The following is a 13,527-nucleotide window of genomic DNA, read 5'->3' as shown; positions in this document are numbered from 1 at the left end:
GAAGGCCATGAAGGTACTGACAGCAAAGCAGGCATGGGATGTGCTTGTAAATGAGGCCGACAGCGTCCTTGTGGATGTCCGAACGCCAGTGGAATGGGCGGAAATCGGTTTGCCCGATTCTTCAGCTCTGCCACGGCCTGTTGTGTGCCTGACCTGGCAGCCCGGTTTGGAGCAGATTTTTCTGGAAGGTCTGCTGGAAGCAGTCCCGGATCAGAACAGCCGTGTGCTGTTCCTGTGTCGTTCAGGGATGCGCTCGCACAATGCCGCACTTCTGGCAGAACATGCCGGTTATGCGGATGTGACAAACATTGTTGATGGCTTTGAAGACAAGCATGGCCCCGGCACAGGCTGGCGCGCCGAGGGACTGCCGTTCACTCACAGACCGCTGTCAGGTTCCTGATCCGCATCGTAGTGGACTTCAAGAACCGCACACCACGGGTAGCGGCTGTCATAGCTGTGGCCTGATGCATCCGCGATCCGGCCATTTGTATCGGTCGGAACGTGGGTGAGGGACACCGTATCGTCCACGTTGCCGCCCACGATGCTCAGCTCATGTCCGAACGGTTGGGCAGTCTGGTTGACGGCGGTGACAATGCCGCAATGCGCTGGGAAGCCATAGGACGTTGGTAGCATAGAGAACGTTACGGATTTGCTCCGCCCACGTCCGACGCAAATCAGGTCGCCCAATTTGGGGGTATAGCTCCCCGGATCATGTGCGCTCACACCGCTGGACTGCCCGCTGGCTGCTGCGTTGATGTAAGTGGCGTGATTGGGAGAGTACGGGAAGCGATCATTGGCGCCTGCAACCCGCATGACGTACGAAATGAACGCGGCTGACCACGCGTAATGCCCATCGTGAGCCGCATCGAATCGCGTACCGTTGGCATCGGTTTTACCCGTCCAGGCGACTTCCGTTTCGTAAGGGTCCTGGCCGATCCACCAGTATTCGCCAATACGTTGCCACAGGCCGGGAATACGTTCTGGCTTGAGGGCCGGATCAGTCGGTTCCGGACGATCTTCCGGATCATCATCCGAAACCGGAGAGCCAAACATCCGCCATTCCCGCAGGGCAATGGCTGCGACATCCTGACGGTTGAACGGCTCGAAATTCCGACTGGCGAAATCTGGAACATGGCTGTTGTAGCCAAGAGTTCCGGTTGTGCCGTTCGCATACTGAGCGTTGGGCGTCTGGGCCGGATACGGGCGGACACTGGTCTGGCTGGCGCAGCCAGTCAGTGCGAACAGTGCGGCCGTAGCGGCTGTTCGCCAGAAGATATGCGAGTCTGACACAATCATCCTCATGCGGGCTCGATGAAGCCTCATCTTGAACGGCAAGTGCGATGGAGCGTCAAGGGCAACGCTCTTCGAGCAGGGGGACAGGTTTGAGGCGCTGAGAACGTCACTGTGTTCTGGGCGGCGCAGATACGGGGGAGAACCAATGACTTGCGATGGTGCTCCAGTAGTGCTTCAGTTTTCTTGAAATGGCCTGAAATAACAGAATTCGGTTTTTGTGCGGCATACAGTAAAGAATGAGGTTCAGATGATTTATAAAATCGCGTCTGGCTTGTTGATGGTATGTCTTTTGGTTGGACTGACAGGGTGCCAGACTTTCACAAGCGAGCAGTTTGGCCGATATGATGCACATCAGATGCCGGAAAATCATCCGGACGTGCAGGGTGGAAGACCGGCAAACATGTTGTTGAGCCCCCCGCGCAAAGGCAGTTCTTATTACTAAGGCCAGTTTAAGGCCCACACTGCCGCATCTAACAATATGGGCCTGAGGAGTGTACGCCTGAGAAAACTGTAGCCACTCGTCCCGAAGAACTGGAATGGCTACAGTTCATCGTCCTCAGCTTTCCGGGAACAGACTTTTCAGCCCTTCTTCGGAAGCATCACACCGGCCACGCTCGGTGATGAGTCCGGTCACCAGACGGGCTGGTGTTACGTCAAAAGCCGGATTGGCCGCCGGGCTGTTTTCTGGTGCGATGCGGACACGTCCCGGATCACCGCTTTCTGTCAGGCCTGTCATGAACAGAACCTCGTTCTGGCTCCGCTCTTCGATCGGGATTTCCTTCACGCCATCGCGAACGCGCCAGTCGATTGTCGAGGATGGTAGCGCCACCCAGAACGGAACATTGTTGTCTTTGGCGGCCAACGCCTTGAGATAGGTGCCGATCTTGTTGGCAACGTCGCCCTGCGCCGTCACGCGGTCCGTGCCGACAATGACCATATCAACATCGCCAGCCTGCATGTAATGGCCGCCAGCATTGTCTACGATGACCGTATGCGCCACGCCATGGCTGCCGAGTTCCCAGGCCGTCAGCAGGCTGCCTTGATTGCGAGGGCGGGTCTCGTCCACCCAGACATGCACCGGGATGCCCTCGTCATGCGCCATGTAGATCGGGGCAAGTGCGGTGCCCCAGTCCACGGTTGCAATCCAGCCGGCATTGCAATGCGTCAGCAGGTTCACCCGACCCTGACGGCCCTTGCGCTCCCAAATCTCCCGGATGAGTTCCAACCCGTGACGGCCGATAGCCTCATTGACCTGAACGTCTTCATCGCAGATCGCATCAGCTTCCACATACCCGGCATCAACGCGGCGTTCTGCTGGCAGGGCGCGAAGATGCGTCACCATGCGCTCAATGGCCCAGCGGAGATTGATGGCTGTTGGACGCGTTTCGATCAGATCAGCCGCCGCCTTCTCCAAGGCCGCATCAGAAGCGTCATCCTGCAGAGCGAAAACCAGTCCATAGGCTGCAACAGCGCCAATCAGAGGCGCACCACGAACCTGCATGCTGCGAATTGCGTGGGCGACTGCGCCCATATCGCGCAGTTCAAGAATTTCCACTTCCCACGGAAAGCGCGTCTGATCGAAAATGCGAATGCTTTTGGCGTCGTCAGAAGGGCGCCAGAGACTGCGATAGGCCGTGCCGTTGATCTTCATGGAGTGCTCCTGAGAAATGCGCCGGCATGCGGGGCGCGGGGCAATGTCGAAAGTATTTATGGCATGTGCGCGATAGAGACCTGGAACTCAAGACCCGCAGCGTGAGGAGAAGGAACCCCCTGTTCGTATCGTACGTTTAGCGGTTGTCTGGTCGGACTTATTCCGATAGCAGTGGTCTTTCTTGTGTTACTTAATATGTCTGGATTCTCTTTCTAAGCCGTAGGGAAAGACAATGACCGCTTTTGTGAACGCCGGGAAATCTGCTTCGGGCACGGCCGCCGGGCGGCCGTCCGACTGCCGAAAGTCCGGTCGGAAGGATATGTCCGCGCTGGAGAAATATCGCATTCTCCGCGAGACCCGCAAAGTTGTCCGTCGTCAGCGCATCGAAGAAGAGCAGAGACTTCAGCATTCTTCTTGACCGGTAGACTTTTGCTTCCCTTGTGAGGCCTGTTAAGCCTGTCCCGTCTCCGGGCTAAGCGCTGGAAGGTGGGTTGGGAAAGGCAAGAAGCAGTGTCATTGCGTGTATTGACGGTTCTCCCACCGCGCGAATCTTATGCGGAGGGGCATGCTGGTGCGATTGCATTGCTTGTCAGCCGGATGGCCCAACCGGAAGATCGGATTACCGGGAAGGCGATCAGCGGACAGGCTTTGTCTGGCGGACACTTTGTTCCCCTTGGACTATCTGGCTGGCCGCTTTCCCGGCGCCTGAAATATGGCATTGCCTGCCTGTCTGTGGCGCGAGGGTTCAAACCAGACCTGATTGAGGTCCATAACCGCCCGGATCTCGCACTTTTTCTGTCCCGATTCGCGCGTGTTCGGCTGATTTTGCATAATGATCCATGTTCAATGCGGGGAGCGAAAACCCCGGCCCAGCGACGACATCTTGCAGACAGGATGCTGGTTTGTGGAGTGTCACGCTGGGTGGCAGAGCGCTTCTTGGAAGGGTGTGGTCCCCTGTCCGTTGCCATCCAGCCAAACTGCATGGATCTTGCAGAGGTTCCTGAGGCGCGTCCACGCCAGAAGACGGTTCTTTTCGTCGGGCGTGTCGTGGCTGACAAAGGCGTGGATGCATTTGTCAGAGCCTGGACAACGATCAGTTCCCGGTATTCCGAATGGACTGCAACCCTCATGGGAGCAGACAGATTTGGCCCGGATTCCCCGGAAACACCTTTTCTGACCCATCTGCGCCCCAAGGCTGAACAGGCCGGAGTGCGCATGGCGGGCTATCAGCCTCATGACTGTATTTTGCAGGCCATGGCTGAGGCTTCGATTGTGGTCGTGCCCAGTCGGTGGCCGGAGCCATTTGGCATGACTGCTCTGGAGGCCATGGCTTGCGGGGCGGCTGTCATTGCCTCACCCGTCGGTGCGTTGCCTGATGTTGTAGGAGATGCTGCGCTTCTGGCGCCTCCTGATGAGGCGGGTGCGCTGGAGGATGCTCTCTGCCGCCTGATGGATCAGGCGGCCCTCCGATCCGAACTGGGTCAGAAAGGCCGCGAAAGAGCAGCTATGTTTGGTTTGGAACAGGCAAGGGCGCAGCTTCTGGAACTGCGCCAACAGGCCGTTAGTTTCAGTCGCGGTTCGGCGGTCCCATAAAGGTCGGGTCGATGGCTTCTGGTACATGATGCGCCAGAATGTCGTCCACGGCCTTCTTTTCTTCATCCGTCAGAGACCAGCCAAACACATCTCGCACGCCTGAGACCTGCTCCGGCTTGCGAGCGCCCCAGAGGGCAATGACCGGTCCCTGATCCAGCACCCACCGAACGGCAAAGGCGAGAACGGACTTGTCCCGCTTGGCAGCCAGCTTCTTGAAGTCCTCGACGGCGGCCAGATAGCTCTCGAACTTCGGCTTCTGGAACTTCGGATCGCCCGAACGCAGGTCATCCTTCGGGAACGTCGTGTCCTTGCTCATCTTGCCGGACAAAAGCCCGCGACAGAGTGCGCCATACGCCAGAACAACGGCATCGTTCTTTTTAGCGTACGGCAGAATGTCCTTTTCACAGGTCCGCTCAAACAGGTTCAGCGGCGGCTGAATCGTGGCCAGCGGTGCGACTTCGCGGAAAATATCCATTTGTTCCGGTGAGAAATTACTGACGCCAAGCGCGCGGATCTTGCCTTCCTGGTGCAGCTTCTGAAGCTCGCGTGCGCTTTCATCAACCGGCGTCTTGGCATCTGGCCAGTGGATCTGCTCAAGGTCGATTGTCTCAACGCGCAGGCGGCGCAGGGAGTCCTCGACTTCCTGCCGGATCCGGGCCGGGCGGGAGTCACGGAAAACCTTCCGGTCTTCCGGCTTGTCATCCGTCCAGTTCAGGCCCAGTTTTGTGGCGACGAATGCTTTGTGTGGCTTCTCAGCCAGCGCGCGGCCTACAACTTCTTCGGAATGTCCGAAGCCGTAAACCGGAGCAGTATCAATCAGGTTGATACCGTCATCGAGAGCAGCGTGAATGGTGCGGACGCCGTTTTCATCGTCAGGACCGCCCCACATCCAGCCGCCGATGGCCCAGGTGCCAAGGGCAACGCGAGAGATTGGCGTATCAATGCCTGGAATGAGAATGGTGTCGGTGGACAATGTCTGTCTCCGTAGGAAATGGACTATTTCAAAAAAGCGCATACCCGCCGGGGTGGTTGCATGGAAAGTCGAAACCCGTCATCCAGATTGTCTATGCGCCAGTCTTCCTTGACCCTTACACGCCTCGGCCAGTGGCTTGCCGTCATCCTGCCCCTGACCCTCACGCATCTTCGGGGGCTGGCGGAAGCGGATATGGACTGTCTGGCGGTTCTTCTGTTGATTTATTCCGCCCGAAACAGGCAGTGGGGATGGGCGCGGGAACCGTGGATTGTCGCCACATTCTGCTGGTGGGCTTGGCAGGTGCTCTGCACGCTTTGGGTTTCACCGGGACATGGTGCTTTGGGACAGTCTCTTGCAGCGATCCGCTTTCCCGTGGCCGCGGCTGCTCTGGGATGCTGGGTTCTGCGTGACGCTGTCTGGCGTCAACGAACGCTCTGGGCCACCTGCGGATGCGGGCTCTATATTGCCGTCCAGATGCTGTTGCAGGCAACGATCGGGTACAATCTGTTCGGTGTGCCTCGCTTCCATGACGGAACCCTGACCGGCCCTTACACGCACCCGCGTGCTGCCGCTCCCCTTTCTCGCCTGATCCTCCCCATGCTCATGCTTGGTTGCACACTGATCGAAGGCTGGAAGACGCGTCTGTCGCGAACGCTGGGCCTTTGCGCTGCAACGGTTCTGGCCGTGGCGATCATGGTACTGGCGGGGCAAAGAATGCCTTTCGCGCTGTCCCTGTTCGGGATCGGGATCTGTGCGCTGCTCTATCGTCCGATGCGTCCAGCCGCACTCGTGGCCGCTGCGCTGATGCCGCTTCTGGTCTTTGCCGCCAGCGTGGTCTCACCGGGCAGTTTCTCCCATCTTGTTGTGCTGGCTCGCCAGCAACTGACGCATTTCAGCCAGTCCCCCTACGGCGAAATCTACACCCATGCTGTTGTCATGGCACAGGAGCATCCGCTGCTGGGACAGGGTTACGACGCCTATCGTCATCATTGTGCGAACCCCTCCACGTTTTATGGGGTGCCATGGCTTTCCATGGAGCATCCGCCGGGTGGATGGACGGATCTGTGCGTCCAGCATCCGCACAATCATTACCTTCAGGCTCTGGTGAATGCGGGCATTCCCGGCCTGATTCTGTTCATTATTATGATTGCTTGCTGGCTCAAGGCCCTCTGGCCGGGGCAGCAGGGTTCAGCAATTGCCATTGGCCTGTTCGCCGCCGTATTCATCCAGGAATGGCCTATTGCTTCGGCCTCCGATTTCCTGAACCTGCCTTTGGGTGGATGGGGCTTTCTGTTGCTGGGGCTTGGACTGGCGTTCCGCGATGGCTTTCAAGACCGCTCGCAGAAGCCTATATCGTAACTCAGATTACGGAGGCCCTTCATGTCCAGCACCAGTGACCCGGCACGCACCGGAACCGTTCCCGTTCCCGTTACCGTTCTGACAGGCTTTCTCGGAGCCGGAAAAACCACCCTGCTCAACCATATCCTGACCGCCGAACACGGCCGCAAATACGCCGTGGTGGTCAATGAATTTGGCGAGCTGGGTGTGGACAATGACCTCGTAGTGGATGCCGACGAGGAAGTGTTCGAAATGAACAACGGCTGCATCTGCTGCACCGTACGCGGTGATCTGATCCGCATCCTTGGTGGTTTGCTGCGTCGTCGCGGGCGTTTTGACGGGATCATCGTCGAGACGACTGGTCTTGCCGATCCGGCACCTGTCGCGCAGACTTTTTTCGTAGATGAGAACATCCGCGAAAAGGCCCGTCTGGATGCCGTCGTCACGGTTGTGGATGCCTTCAACGTCATGCAGACACTGGACGAAAGCCCCGAGGCTGTCAGCCAGATCGCGTTTGCGGATGTGATTGTTCTGAACAAGATCGATCTTGCGGATGAAGAGCGCCGTAAGGAAATCATTGCCCGCATCCGTCAGATCAATGCTGTTGCGGAGATCCATGAAGCTCAGCACGGTGGCGTCAAGCTGACGGATATTCTGGACCGTGGTGGCTTTGATCTTCAGCGTGCGCTTTCCACAATGCCGGACTTTCTGGAGAACGATCACCATTCCCACGAAGAGGGGATCGTCAGCATCTCCCTCTCGGTGAAGGAGCAGATTGACCAGCGTCGTTTCCAGGCCTGGATTGGTGCGCTCCTTCAGGAACAGGGCGGCGATATTCTGCGCTCCAAGGGCATCCTGAACTTCAAGGGTGAAGAACAGCGCTTTGCGTTTCAGGCCGTGCACATGATGGCAGATGGGGATTTCATCGGCCCGTTCCGTGACGGTGAAAGCCGGGATTCTCGTCTGGTCTTCATTGGCCGCAACCTGAACCGCCCGCAGCTGCGTCGCGGCTTTGAAAGCTGCATCGCGGAATGACACGGGAAATCATTGAAGATCGCGGCGCCGAGCGCCGTTTCGAAAGCCCGATCATTGGTGTCGCATCGTCGCGTGACGGCAAAACATTCGCGGCAGCGACTGCGGATGGCGAGATCATTCTCATCCCGCGCGATCAGATGACCACGCTGGGATCATGGACCGTTCTACAGGTTCATGACGGTGCACTCTGCCTGTCACAGGACTGCCTGCCTGATGCGTTTCTGACGGGTGGGGAAGACGGCAAGCTGGTCCGGACATACGCTGATGGTCGGACTGAGGTTCTGCGGGAGGGGCGACGCTGGGTTAATTGCATCGCGACATCCACCACGCATCTTGCGTTCTCGGCAGGGCGTGAACTGGAAGTCCGGGCGGCTGAAGGCAAGACGATGCTCAAGACGCTGGATCACCCGTCATCCGTGACGGGTATCGTGTTCGACGCCAAGGGCAAGCGGGTTGCAGCCTCGCACTACAACGGTGCGTCGGTCTGGTTCGTGCAGGCGAAGATTGACACAGTGCGCCCCTTCGAATGGAAGGGCAGCCATATTGGGATTGCCATCCATCCTGGCGGTGAGGCGCTTGTGACGTCCATGCAGGAAAACGATCTGCACGGCTGGCGTCTGGCCGATGGGCACAACATGCGCATGAGCGGTTATCCGAAGCAGGTGCGGTCCATGGCGTTCACACGCAATGGTCGCTGGCTGGCGACGGCGGGTGCGGATGCCATTGTGCTGTGGCCGTTCTTCGGTGGCGGTCCGATGGGCAAGGCCCCGTCCGAACTGGCGCGTCTGCCAGGTCTGTTCGTCAGTGCGGTCTGCCCGAACCCCAAGGAAGACATCATTGCCGGTGGCTATGAAGATGGCACCGTCCTGCTTGCCGAAATCGGCGGCGGGGATCAGCGCGTCCTTCCTCTTTGCTCAGGGCAGAAAAGTGCTCGTGGAAAAGTGACGGGTATCAGCTTCACACCGCAGGGGGGCGCAATCATTTTCGGTACGGAAGACGGAACAGTTGGCGTTGTGGACCTGTCCGCAAAATAGCTGATCGGTACGTTCGTTATGCAGAACCATAAAAGGGGGCGTCCCTGAACCGGGACGCCTCTTTTTTATTCAGGCCGTGAAGAAGTGGCTCAGGCCCATGCCGCGCAGACCGCGACGGTAGGCAATGGAACTCCGATCCGCCATGACATGAGCTTCAAGATTGGGATCGAGCGGCAGGTTTTCCGGCTTCTGCGCTTCGACAATCTGGCGATCTTCTTCAAAAACGCGCCGGTTGAACTCGTAAACATCCTCCACCGATCCGGTCGTATCGAAGTTCCGACAGATCGGTGCGAACATCCGCGTCACGCGGGCAGAAACCGGGGAGGCAGCATTCATGATGACGAGCCTGCCGTCGTTCGGAAAGTGGATTTCCAGCGTTGCGGTAAACGGCAGGAAAACCCTGAAATGCCGCAGCCATTCGAAGTCTGCAAACTCTTCAACGCCCAGAAGCCCATGTGGGAAATTGGAGACGTTGCTGCGGTATTCGGCCTCGAAACCCGTTTCAGTCAGCCTCGGCGAATAGGACGGAACGACCGGGTTCTCGGGGTCGGCAAACGTCTCGGTATGGACGAAGGCGAAATGCGCAACGTCAATGAAACCCTCGACCTGGCGACCTGCAAAGCCCTTGATGTCGATCCAGGGGCATGTGATCTGCTGGAACGCCGGATCATCCCAGTGCGGCATGGGCGGCAGGTTGGTTTCCCCGGTCGGGCGCAGACACGTCCAGATCAGACCGAAGCGTTCGACGACCGGATAGGTTCGCAGGTGCAGTTTCGGCGGAATTTTGCTGTCGGGATGGGCCGGAACACGCACACATCTTCCATCCTGCCCAAACCGGAAACCGTGATAAGCGCAGGCAATCGTCTTGCCATTGCCATTCCCCATACTCAGGGGAACACCCCGATGCGGGCAGAGATCGTCCGCAATGACGATATCCCCATCCGCGCGATAGACGACCAGCAGTGCATCCAGCAGAGTCACGCCCATCGGGCTGTCCCCCAGATCGCGGGACAGCGCAACCGGATACCAGGATCTGGCAAGGATCTGCCAGTCTGCGGGTTCGAACGTGCAGTTCCGCGGAAGATCGACGGAGGCCGAGGGCAGGCTGGCGCAGGTTGCGGTCATAATGGGATCTCCGCAGGCTTGAAGAAGGACCTGCGAGATACTTTCATGGATAGAGCGTTCTCGGATATATCATAAAGACGCTCAATGCGTTCTGATATTTAGATAGGATATGCATCGGGAAGTGTTTTGCCTTTCCGGTGGATGGCAGAGTGTTGTTGCTTGTCCGAAATTATCTCATAGTCAGGTTAGAAATGTCATAAGGTAACTTTATGTCTGGGCAGTCTTTTCCGGATCATCTGCGAACAACTGGCATGTTTCTTGAGTATCGGGCGTGGGCCGACAGGCTGACATATGAGGCCCTTCTTCAGCTTTCCTATGAGGAAATTGTGAAGCCTCGCCAGACAACGTTCGGTACGATCTTGCAGACGCTGGGGCATGTGTATGTCGTGGACGACATGTTCCATCACCATCTTCAGGGGACGGAACATGGTTATCGTTCACGGCAGGCCGACCAGATACTGGATCTTGAAGAGAAGAGTGGTGGCATGCGACACAGGCACTCCATCAGTGGTATATAAAAGCATGTGCTGGCTGGAGCATGGAGGATCTAAAGGAGCAGATTGCCTTTGCGTTTATTGACGGGCAGACCGGGATCATGACCCGGGAGGAAATCATTCTCCACGTCATCAATCATGCGACCTATCACCGGGGCTTCATCGGCGACATGCTGAAGCAGATTCCGTATAGCTGGCCAGCCAATGATCTGACGGTATTTCTACGGAATCATTATGACAGGGGCGCATGATCAACGATCCGTGTGACCCAGATCCTGCTCTGGAGCGATCACGTCCCGTACGCGCTGCTTAAGCTCTTTTGGCCCCGGAAACCCGCCATCACGCTTGCGCTCCCAGATCAGCACATCATCGACGTGAATTTCGAAGCGTCCCCCCGTATCGGGAAGAAGCGCCACTTCTCCGAGAGCCTGCCCGAAGGTGGACAGCAGTTCCTGTGCCATCCACCCGGATCGTAGGAGCCAGTTGCACTGTGTACAGTAGCGGATTGAGACGCGGGGCGCTGTAGAGGACATAAGGCTTTCCTGAAAGGCGTAATGTCAGTTCATCATGACACAGTAGCAGGGTTCCGCCACAGCCTTGAGCAGACACGTCATGCGGCGGTCACAAAGAAACACTTTCCGACCGTCCACAGAGAACATTATGAAGACGAACTGTCTTTTCAACCTTGTGAGGTCCTGAACCGCATGAATATCGCTGCTCGCCTGCCAGTTACAGTTCTGATGTGTACGACGCTTCTCGCAGCCTGCACGGCGCCTGTGCATCAGCCGATCCCGGAAACAGCTATTCCTGATGCGCGGTTGGTTCTTCCTGCGCCTCCTGTTTCAGGCAGCGCAGCACAGGCAGATGATGATCGGGTCTTTCATGAAACACGCAGTCTGAAAGATACGCCGAGATGGGCGCTGGCCCAGCGGGATGCGGATCTGGAAGTGCCGCATCTGGTAAAGGATTTCTCCTGTGCGGTTGGATATACGCTGGATTTGTCCAAGGCGCCTCATCTCGCGGCAGTCCTGAAGCAGATGGAAAACCCGATTGTGCATCGGACCTCCGAGGCCAAGCATTACTGGCATCGGACACGACCCTTCGTTGGAACCAACCTGCCGATCTGTACGTCTCCGGAAGGGTTAGGGCTTCATTCCTCCTATCCGTCCGGTCACACAACGGCTGGATACGGCATGGCTCTTCTGCTGGCTCACCTGCTGCCGGAACATGCCACTATGATCCTGCAGCGCGGACGTGTCTTTGGAGAAAGCCGGATTGTCTGCGGGGCTCACTGGAAATCTGACGTGCAGGCCGGTTTCCTGAATGCCTCGTCCGAGATGGATACGCTGCTTGATGCACCGGAACTTCAGGATGATCTTATTGCGGCGCGGAAAGAGCTAAGAGCCATGAAGGGAGCAACGCCTGCTCCCGATGCAGCCGAGTGCGCCATTGAAGTTGAGGCTGCCGCTCATTCCATTTTGTCGGAACGCTGAAACAGGCTTGATTCAGGGCGCTTTTTTAGCGTCCTGAACAGGGGTGGACTGAATATCAGGTTGAGGCGGTGGACGACTGGCGCGCTCATTGGCTTCCATAAAGCGATCCGCCAGCGCGGTATAAAGTGGGCGGGGGCACACCATTCGCGAGACGCCAAAGGCCAGGAATGATGTGGCTAGAAGCGCCAGCGTCACCTGCTGGTTGTCACACATTTCCATGACAATAATTGTTGCCGTCAGCGGGGACTGCGCCACCCCACAGAAATAGGCGACCGTGCCAAGAAGCACGACAGCGCCCGGTGTTGTGTGAGGCAGAAACTGCTCGATCCAGCCCCCGATGGCGGCACCAATGGCCAGCGAAGGCGCAAACATCCCGCCCGGAATGCCGGAGCAGTAAGAGACCAGCATCGCCAGATATTTCAGCAGGAAGAAGGATGCCGGATAATGCTCCGTCCCTGCGAAAATGGCGCGGGCCTGTGCGTAGCCGGTGCCGTAAGTGGTCCCTTTTGAAATCAGGCCGATAATCGCAAGAACCAGTCCGCAGGCAGCGGCAAACGCAATCGGCCGTTGTCCGGCAAAGCGTCCGACAGGGCCGGGGAGGCCGCGGGAGGCTTTAATAACAAGCGCCGCAAAGGTGCCGCCGGCCAGCCCCCCAAGGATGCCGCAGGTCAGTACGGCAATCCAGGCCGTGCCAACGGGAATATCCACATCAGCATGGCCGAAATAGGTGTAATTGCCCAGCAGGGCGATGGCTGTGACACCGGAAACCACAACAACCGTGAGTGTGCGGCCGGACGTACGCTGTTCGAAGGAGTGAGACAGTTCTTCAATGGCGAAGACGATCCCTGCCAGAGGCGTATTGAACGCGGCAGCCATACCGGCCGCGCCTCCCGCAAGGATCATACTGCGCTTGGCTGCGATATTGGACTGTCCGAGCAGACGGGAGAAACCGTGCATGACGGACGCCCCAACCTGCACGCTTGGGCCTTCACGGCCAATCGACGCCCCGCAGATCAGCCCCAGGCAGGTGAGCAGGATCTTGCCGACTGAAATCTTGAGAGACAGAACACGGTCTACAACCGTGTAATTGTCGATGTGGAGGGTCGCAATTGTTTGCGGAATGCCTGACCCTTGTGCACCTTTGAAGATCGTACGGGTCATCCACGTGATGAAGGCCAGACCAGCAGGAGCAATGAGCAGCATGGCCCATGGGTGCCAGGCGATAATTCTGGATCGCAGATCGGCTGCGGCATCACCCATATGCGCAAACAGAACAGCAATGACGCCGACGAGAACCGCACCGATCCAGTAGATGGCTGTGCGGCGCCACTGTGTCGTCGTGGCGCGTGCAGACCGGCGCAGATGATGAATGCGGTCTTTGCGGCGGAGGGCGTGCTTTGAGGACAAATGCCCTGCGGGTATTTGCTTGGGTGCGGAGTCGGGAACTTGGGGCGAAGTATCGGCCAATGGAAGACGTCCGGGAAGGAGTGTCGGGCAA

15 protein-coding genes are annotated in these 13,527 nt (G+C 57.8%); 9 read left to right on the top strand and 6 right to left on the bottom strand.

Going from position 1 to position 13,527, the window contains the following annotated elements:
- Positions 1-7 precede the first annotated feature (7 nt).
- On the top strand, positions 8-400 hold the full coding sequence (locus AC3B6F_RS14990) for a rhodanese-like domain-containing protein (RefSeq protein ID WP_489824947.1): 393 nt from the start codon (positions 8-10) through the stop codon (positions 398-400).
- On the opposite strand, the gene AC3B6F_RS14985 is transcribed toward AC3B6F_RS14990, so the two are convergent.
- Both AC3B6F_RS14985 and mtnA read right to left on the bottom strand, forming a co-directional pair.
- A complete protein-coding gene (locus AC3B6F_RS14985; protein WP_489824946.1) occupies positions 376-1,296 on the bottom strand; it encodes a DUF2272 domain-containing protein in 921 nt (306 codons plus the stop codon). The genes AC3B6F_RS14990 and AC3B6F_RS14985 overlap by 25 nt on opposite strands.
- 553 nt (positions 1,297-1,849) lie before the next feature.
- Complete coding sequence (gene mtnA / locus AC3B6F_RS14980) at positions 1,850-2,944, bottom strand: S-methyl-5-thioribose-1-phosphate isomerase (RefSeq protein WP_489824945.1); 1,095 nt, start codon at positions 2,942-2,944, stop codon at positions 1,850-1,852.
- A 232-nt stretch (positions 2,945-3,176) separates the two neighbouring features.
- On the opposite strand from mtnA, the gene AC3B6F_RS14975 reads away from it, so the two are divergent.
- On the top strand, positions 3,177-3,362 hold the full coding sequence (locus AC3B6F_RS14975) for a hypothetical protein (RefSeq protein ID WP_023944831.1): 186 nt from the start codon (positions 3,177-3,179) through the stop codon (positions 3,360-3,362).
- A gap of 98 nt (positions 3,363-3,460) precedes the next feature.
- On the top strand, positions 3,461-4,537 hold the full coding sequence (locus tag AC3B6F_RS14970; protein WP_234930870.1) for a glycosyltransferase family 4 protein: 1,077 nt from the start codon (positions 3,461-3,463) through the stop codon (positions 4,535-4,537).
- On the opposite strand, the gene AC3B6F_RS14965 is transcribed toward AC3B6F_RS14970, so the two are convergent.
- Positions 4,512-5,510 carry an aldo/keto reductase gene (locus tag AC3B6F_RS14965; RefSeq protein WP_211567604.1) on the bottom strand — a complete coding sequence of 333 codons (999 nt, stop codon included), beginning with the start codon at positions 5,508-5,510 and terminating at the stop codon, positions 4,512-4,514. The genes AC3B6F_RS14970 and AC3B6F_RS14965 overlap by 26 nt on opposite strands.
- A 93-nt stretch (positions 5,511-5,603) precedes the next feature.
- On the opposite strand from AC3B6F_RS14965, the gene AC3B6F_RS14960 reads away from it, so the two are divergent.
- From AC3B6F_RS14960 to AC3B6F_RS14950, 3 genes are read left to right on the top strand one after another with little or no spacing between them, the layout of a single operon-like run.
- Positions 5,604-6,869, top strand: a complete 1,266-nt coding sequence (locus AC3B6F_RS14960; protein ID WP_489824944.1) for an O-antigen ligase family protein — start codon at positions 5,604-5,606, stop codon at positions 6,867-6,869.
- 21 nt (positions 6,870-6,890) lie between these two features.
- Complete coding sequence (locus AC3B6F_RS14955) at positions 6,891-7,883, top strand: CobW family GTP-binding protein (protein ID WP_489824943.1); 993 nt, start codon at positions 6,891-6,893, stop codon at positions 7,881-7,883.
- A complete protein-coding gene (locus AC3B6F_RS14950) occupies positions 7,880-8,917 on the top strand; it encodes a WD40 repeat domain-containing protein (RefSeq protein WP_489824942.1) in 1,038 nt (345 codons plus the stop codon). Before AC3B6F_RS14955 ends, AC3B6F_RS14950 begins: the two co-directional genes overlap by 4 nt.
- 69 nt (positions 8,918-8,986) lie before the next feature.
- Here the strand turns inward: AC3B6F_RS14950 and AC3B6F_RS14945 are convergent, their stop codons facing one another.
- Complete coding sequence (locus tag AC3B6F_RS14945) at positions 8,987-10,042, bottom strand: Rieske 2Fe-2S domain-containing protein (RefSeq protein WP_489824941.1); 1,056 nt, start codon at positions 10,040-10,042, stop codon at positions 8,987-8,989.
- Between the two features lie 209 nt (positions 10,043-10,251).
- On the opposite strand from AC3B6F_RS14945, the gene AC3B6F_RS14940 reads away from it, so the two are divergent.
- Together AC3B6F_RS14940 and AC3B6F_RS14935 are read left to right on the top strand one after the other, a co-directional pair.
- Positions 10,252-10,560: a DinB family protein gene (locus tag AC3B6F_RS14940; RefSeq protein ID WP_489824940.1), complete on the top strand. Its 309-nt coding sequence runs from the start codon at positions 10,252-10,254 to the stop codon at positions 10,558-10,560.
- 20 nt (positions 10,561-10,580) lie between these two features.
- Complete coding sequence (locus AC3B6F_RS14935; RefSeq protein ID WP_489824939.1) at positions 10,581-10,787, top strand: DinB family protein; 207 nt, start codon at positions 10,581-10,583, stop codon at positions 10,785-10,787.
- Here the strand turns inward: AC3B6F_RS14935 and AC3B6F_RS14930 are convergent, their stop codons facing one another.
- Positions 10,788-11,069, bottom strand: coding sequence for an Rdx family protein (locus tag AC3B6F_RS14930; protein ID WP_026017371.1), 282 nt, complete (start codon positions 11,067-11,069; stop codon positions 10,788-10,790).
- A gap of 171 nt (positions 11,070-11,240) precedes the next feature.
- Between AC3B6F_RS14930 and AC3B6F_RS14925 the strand changes: the two genes are divergently transcribed.
- The gene (locus AC3B6F_RS14925; RefSeq protein WP_489824938.1) at positions 11,241-12,029 is read left to right on the top strand and encodes an acid phosphatase; all 789 of its coding nucleotides are present in this window, start codon (positions 11,241-11,243) and stop codon (positions 12,027-12,029) included.
- A 12-nt stretch (positions 12,030-12,041) separates the two neighbouring features.
- Here AC3B6F_RS14925 and AC3B6F_RS14920 read toward each other — a convergent pair whose 3' ends face one another.
- Positions 12,042-13,496 (bottom strand): chloride channel protein, encoded by a 1,455-nt coding sequence (locus AC3B6F_RS14920; protein WP_489824937.1) that lies wholly within the window; start codon positions 13,494-13,496, stop codon positions 12,042-12,044.
- Positions 13,497-13,527 lie beyond the last annotated feature (31 nt).

Source organism: Gluconobacter sp. ESL1110 (assembly GCF_058107395.1).
This window is presented reverse-complemented; position numbering and strand designations above follow the sequence as displayed.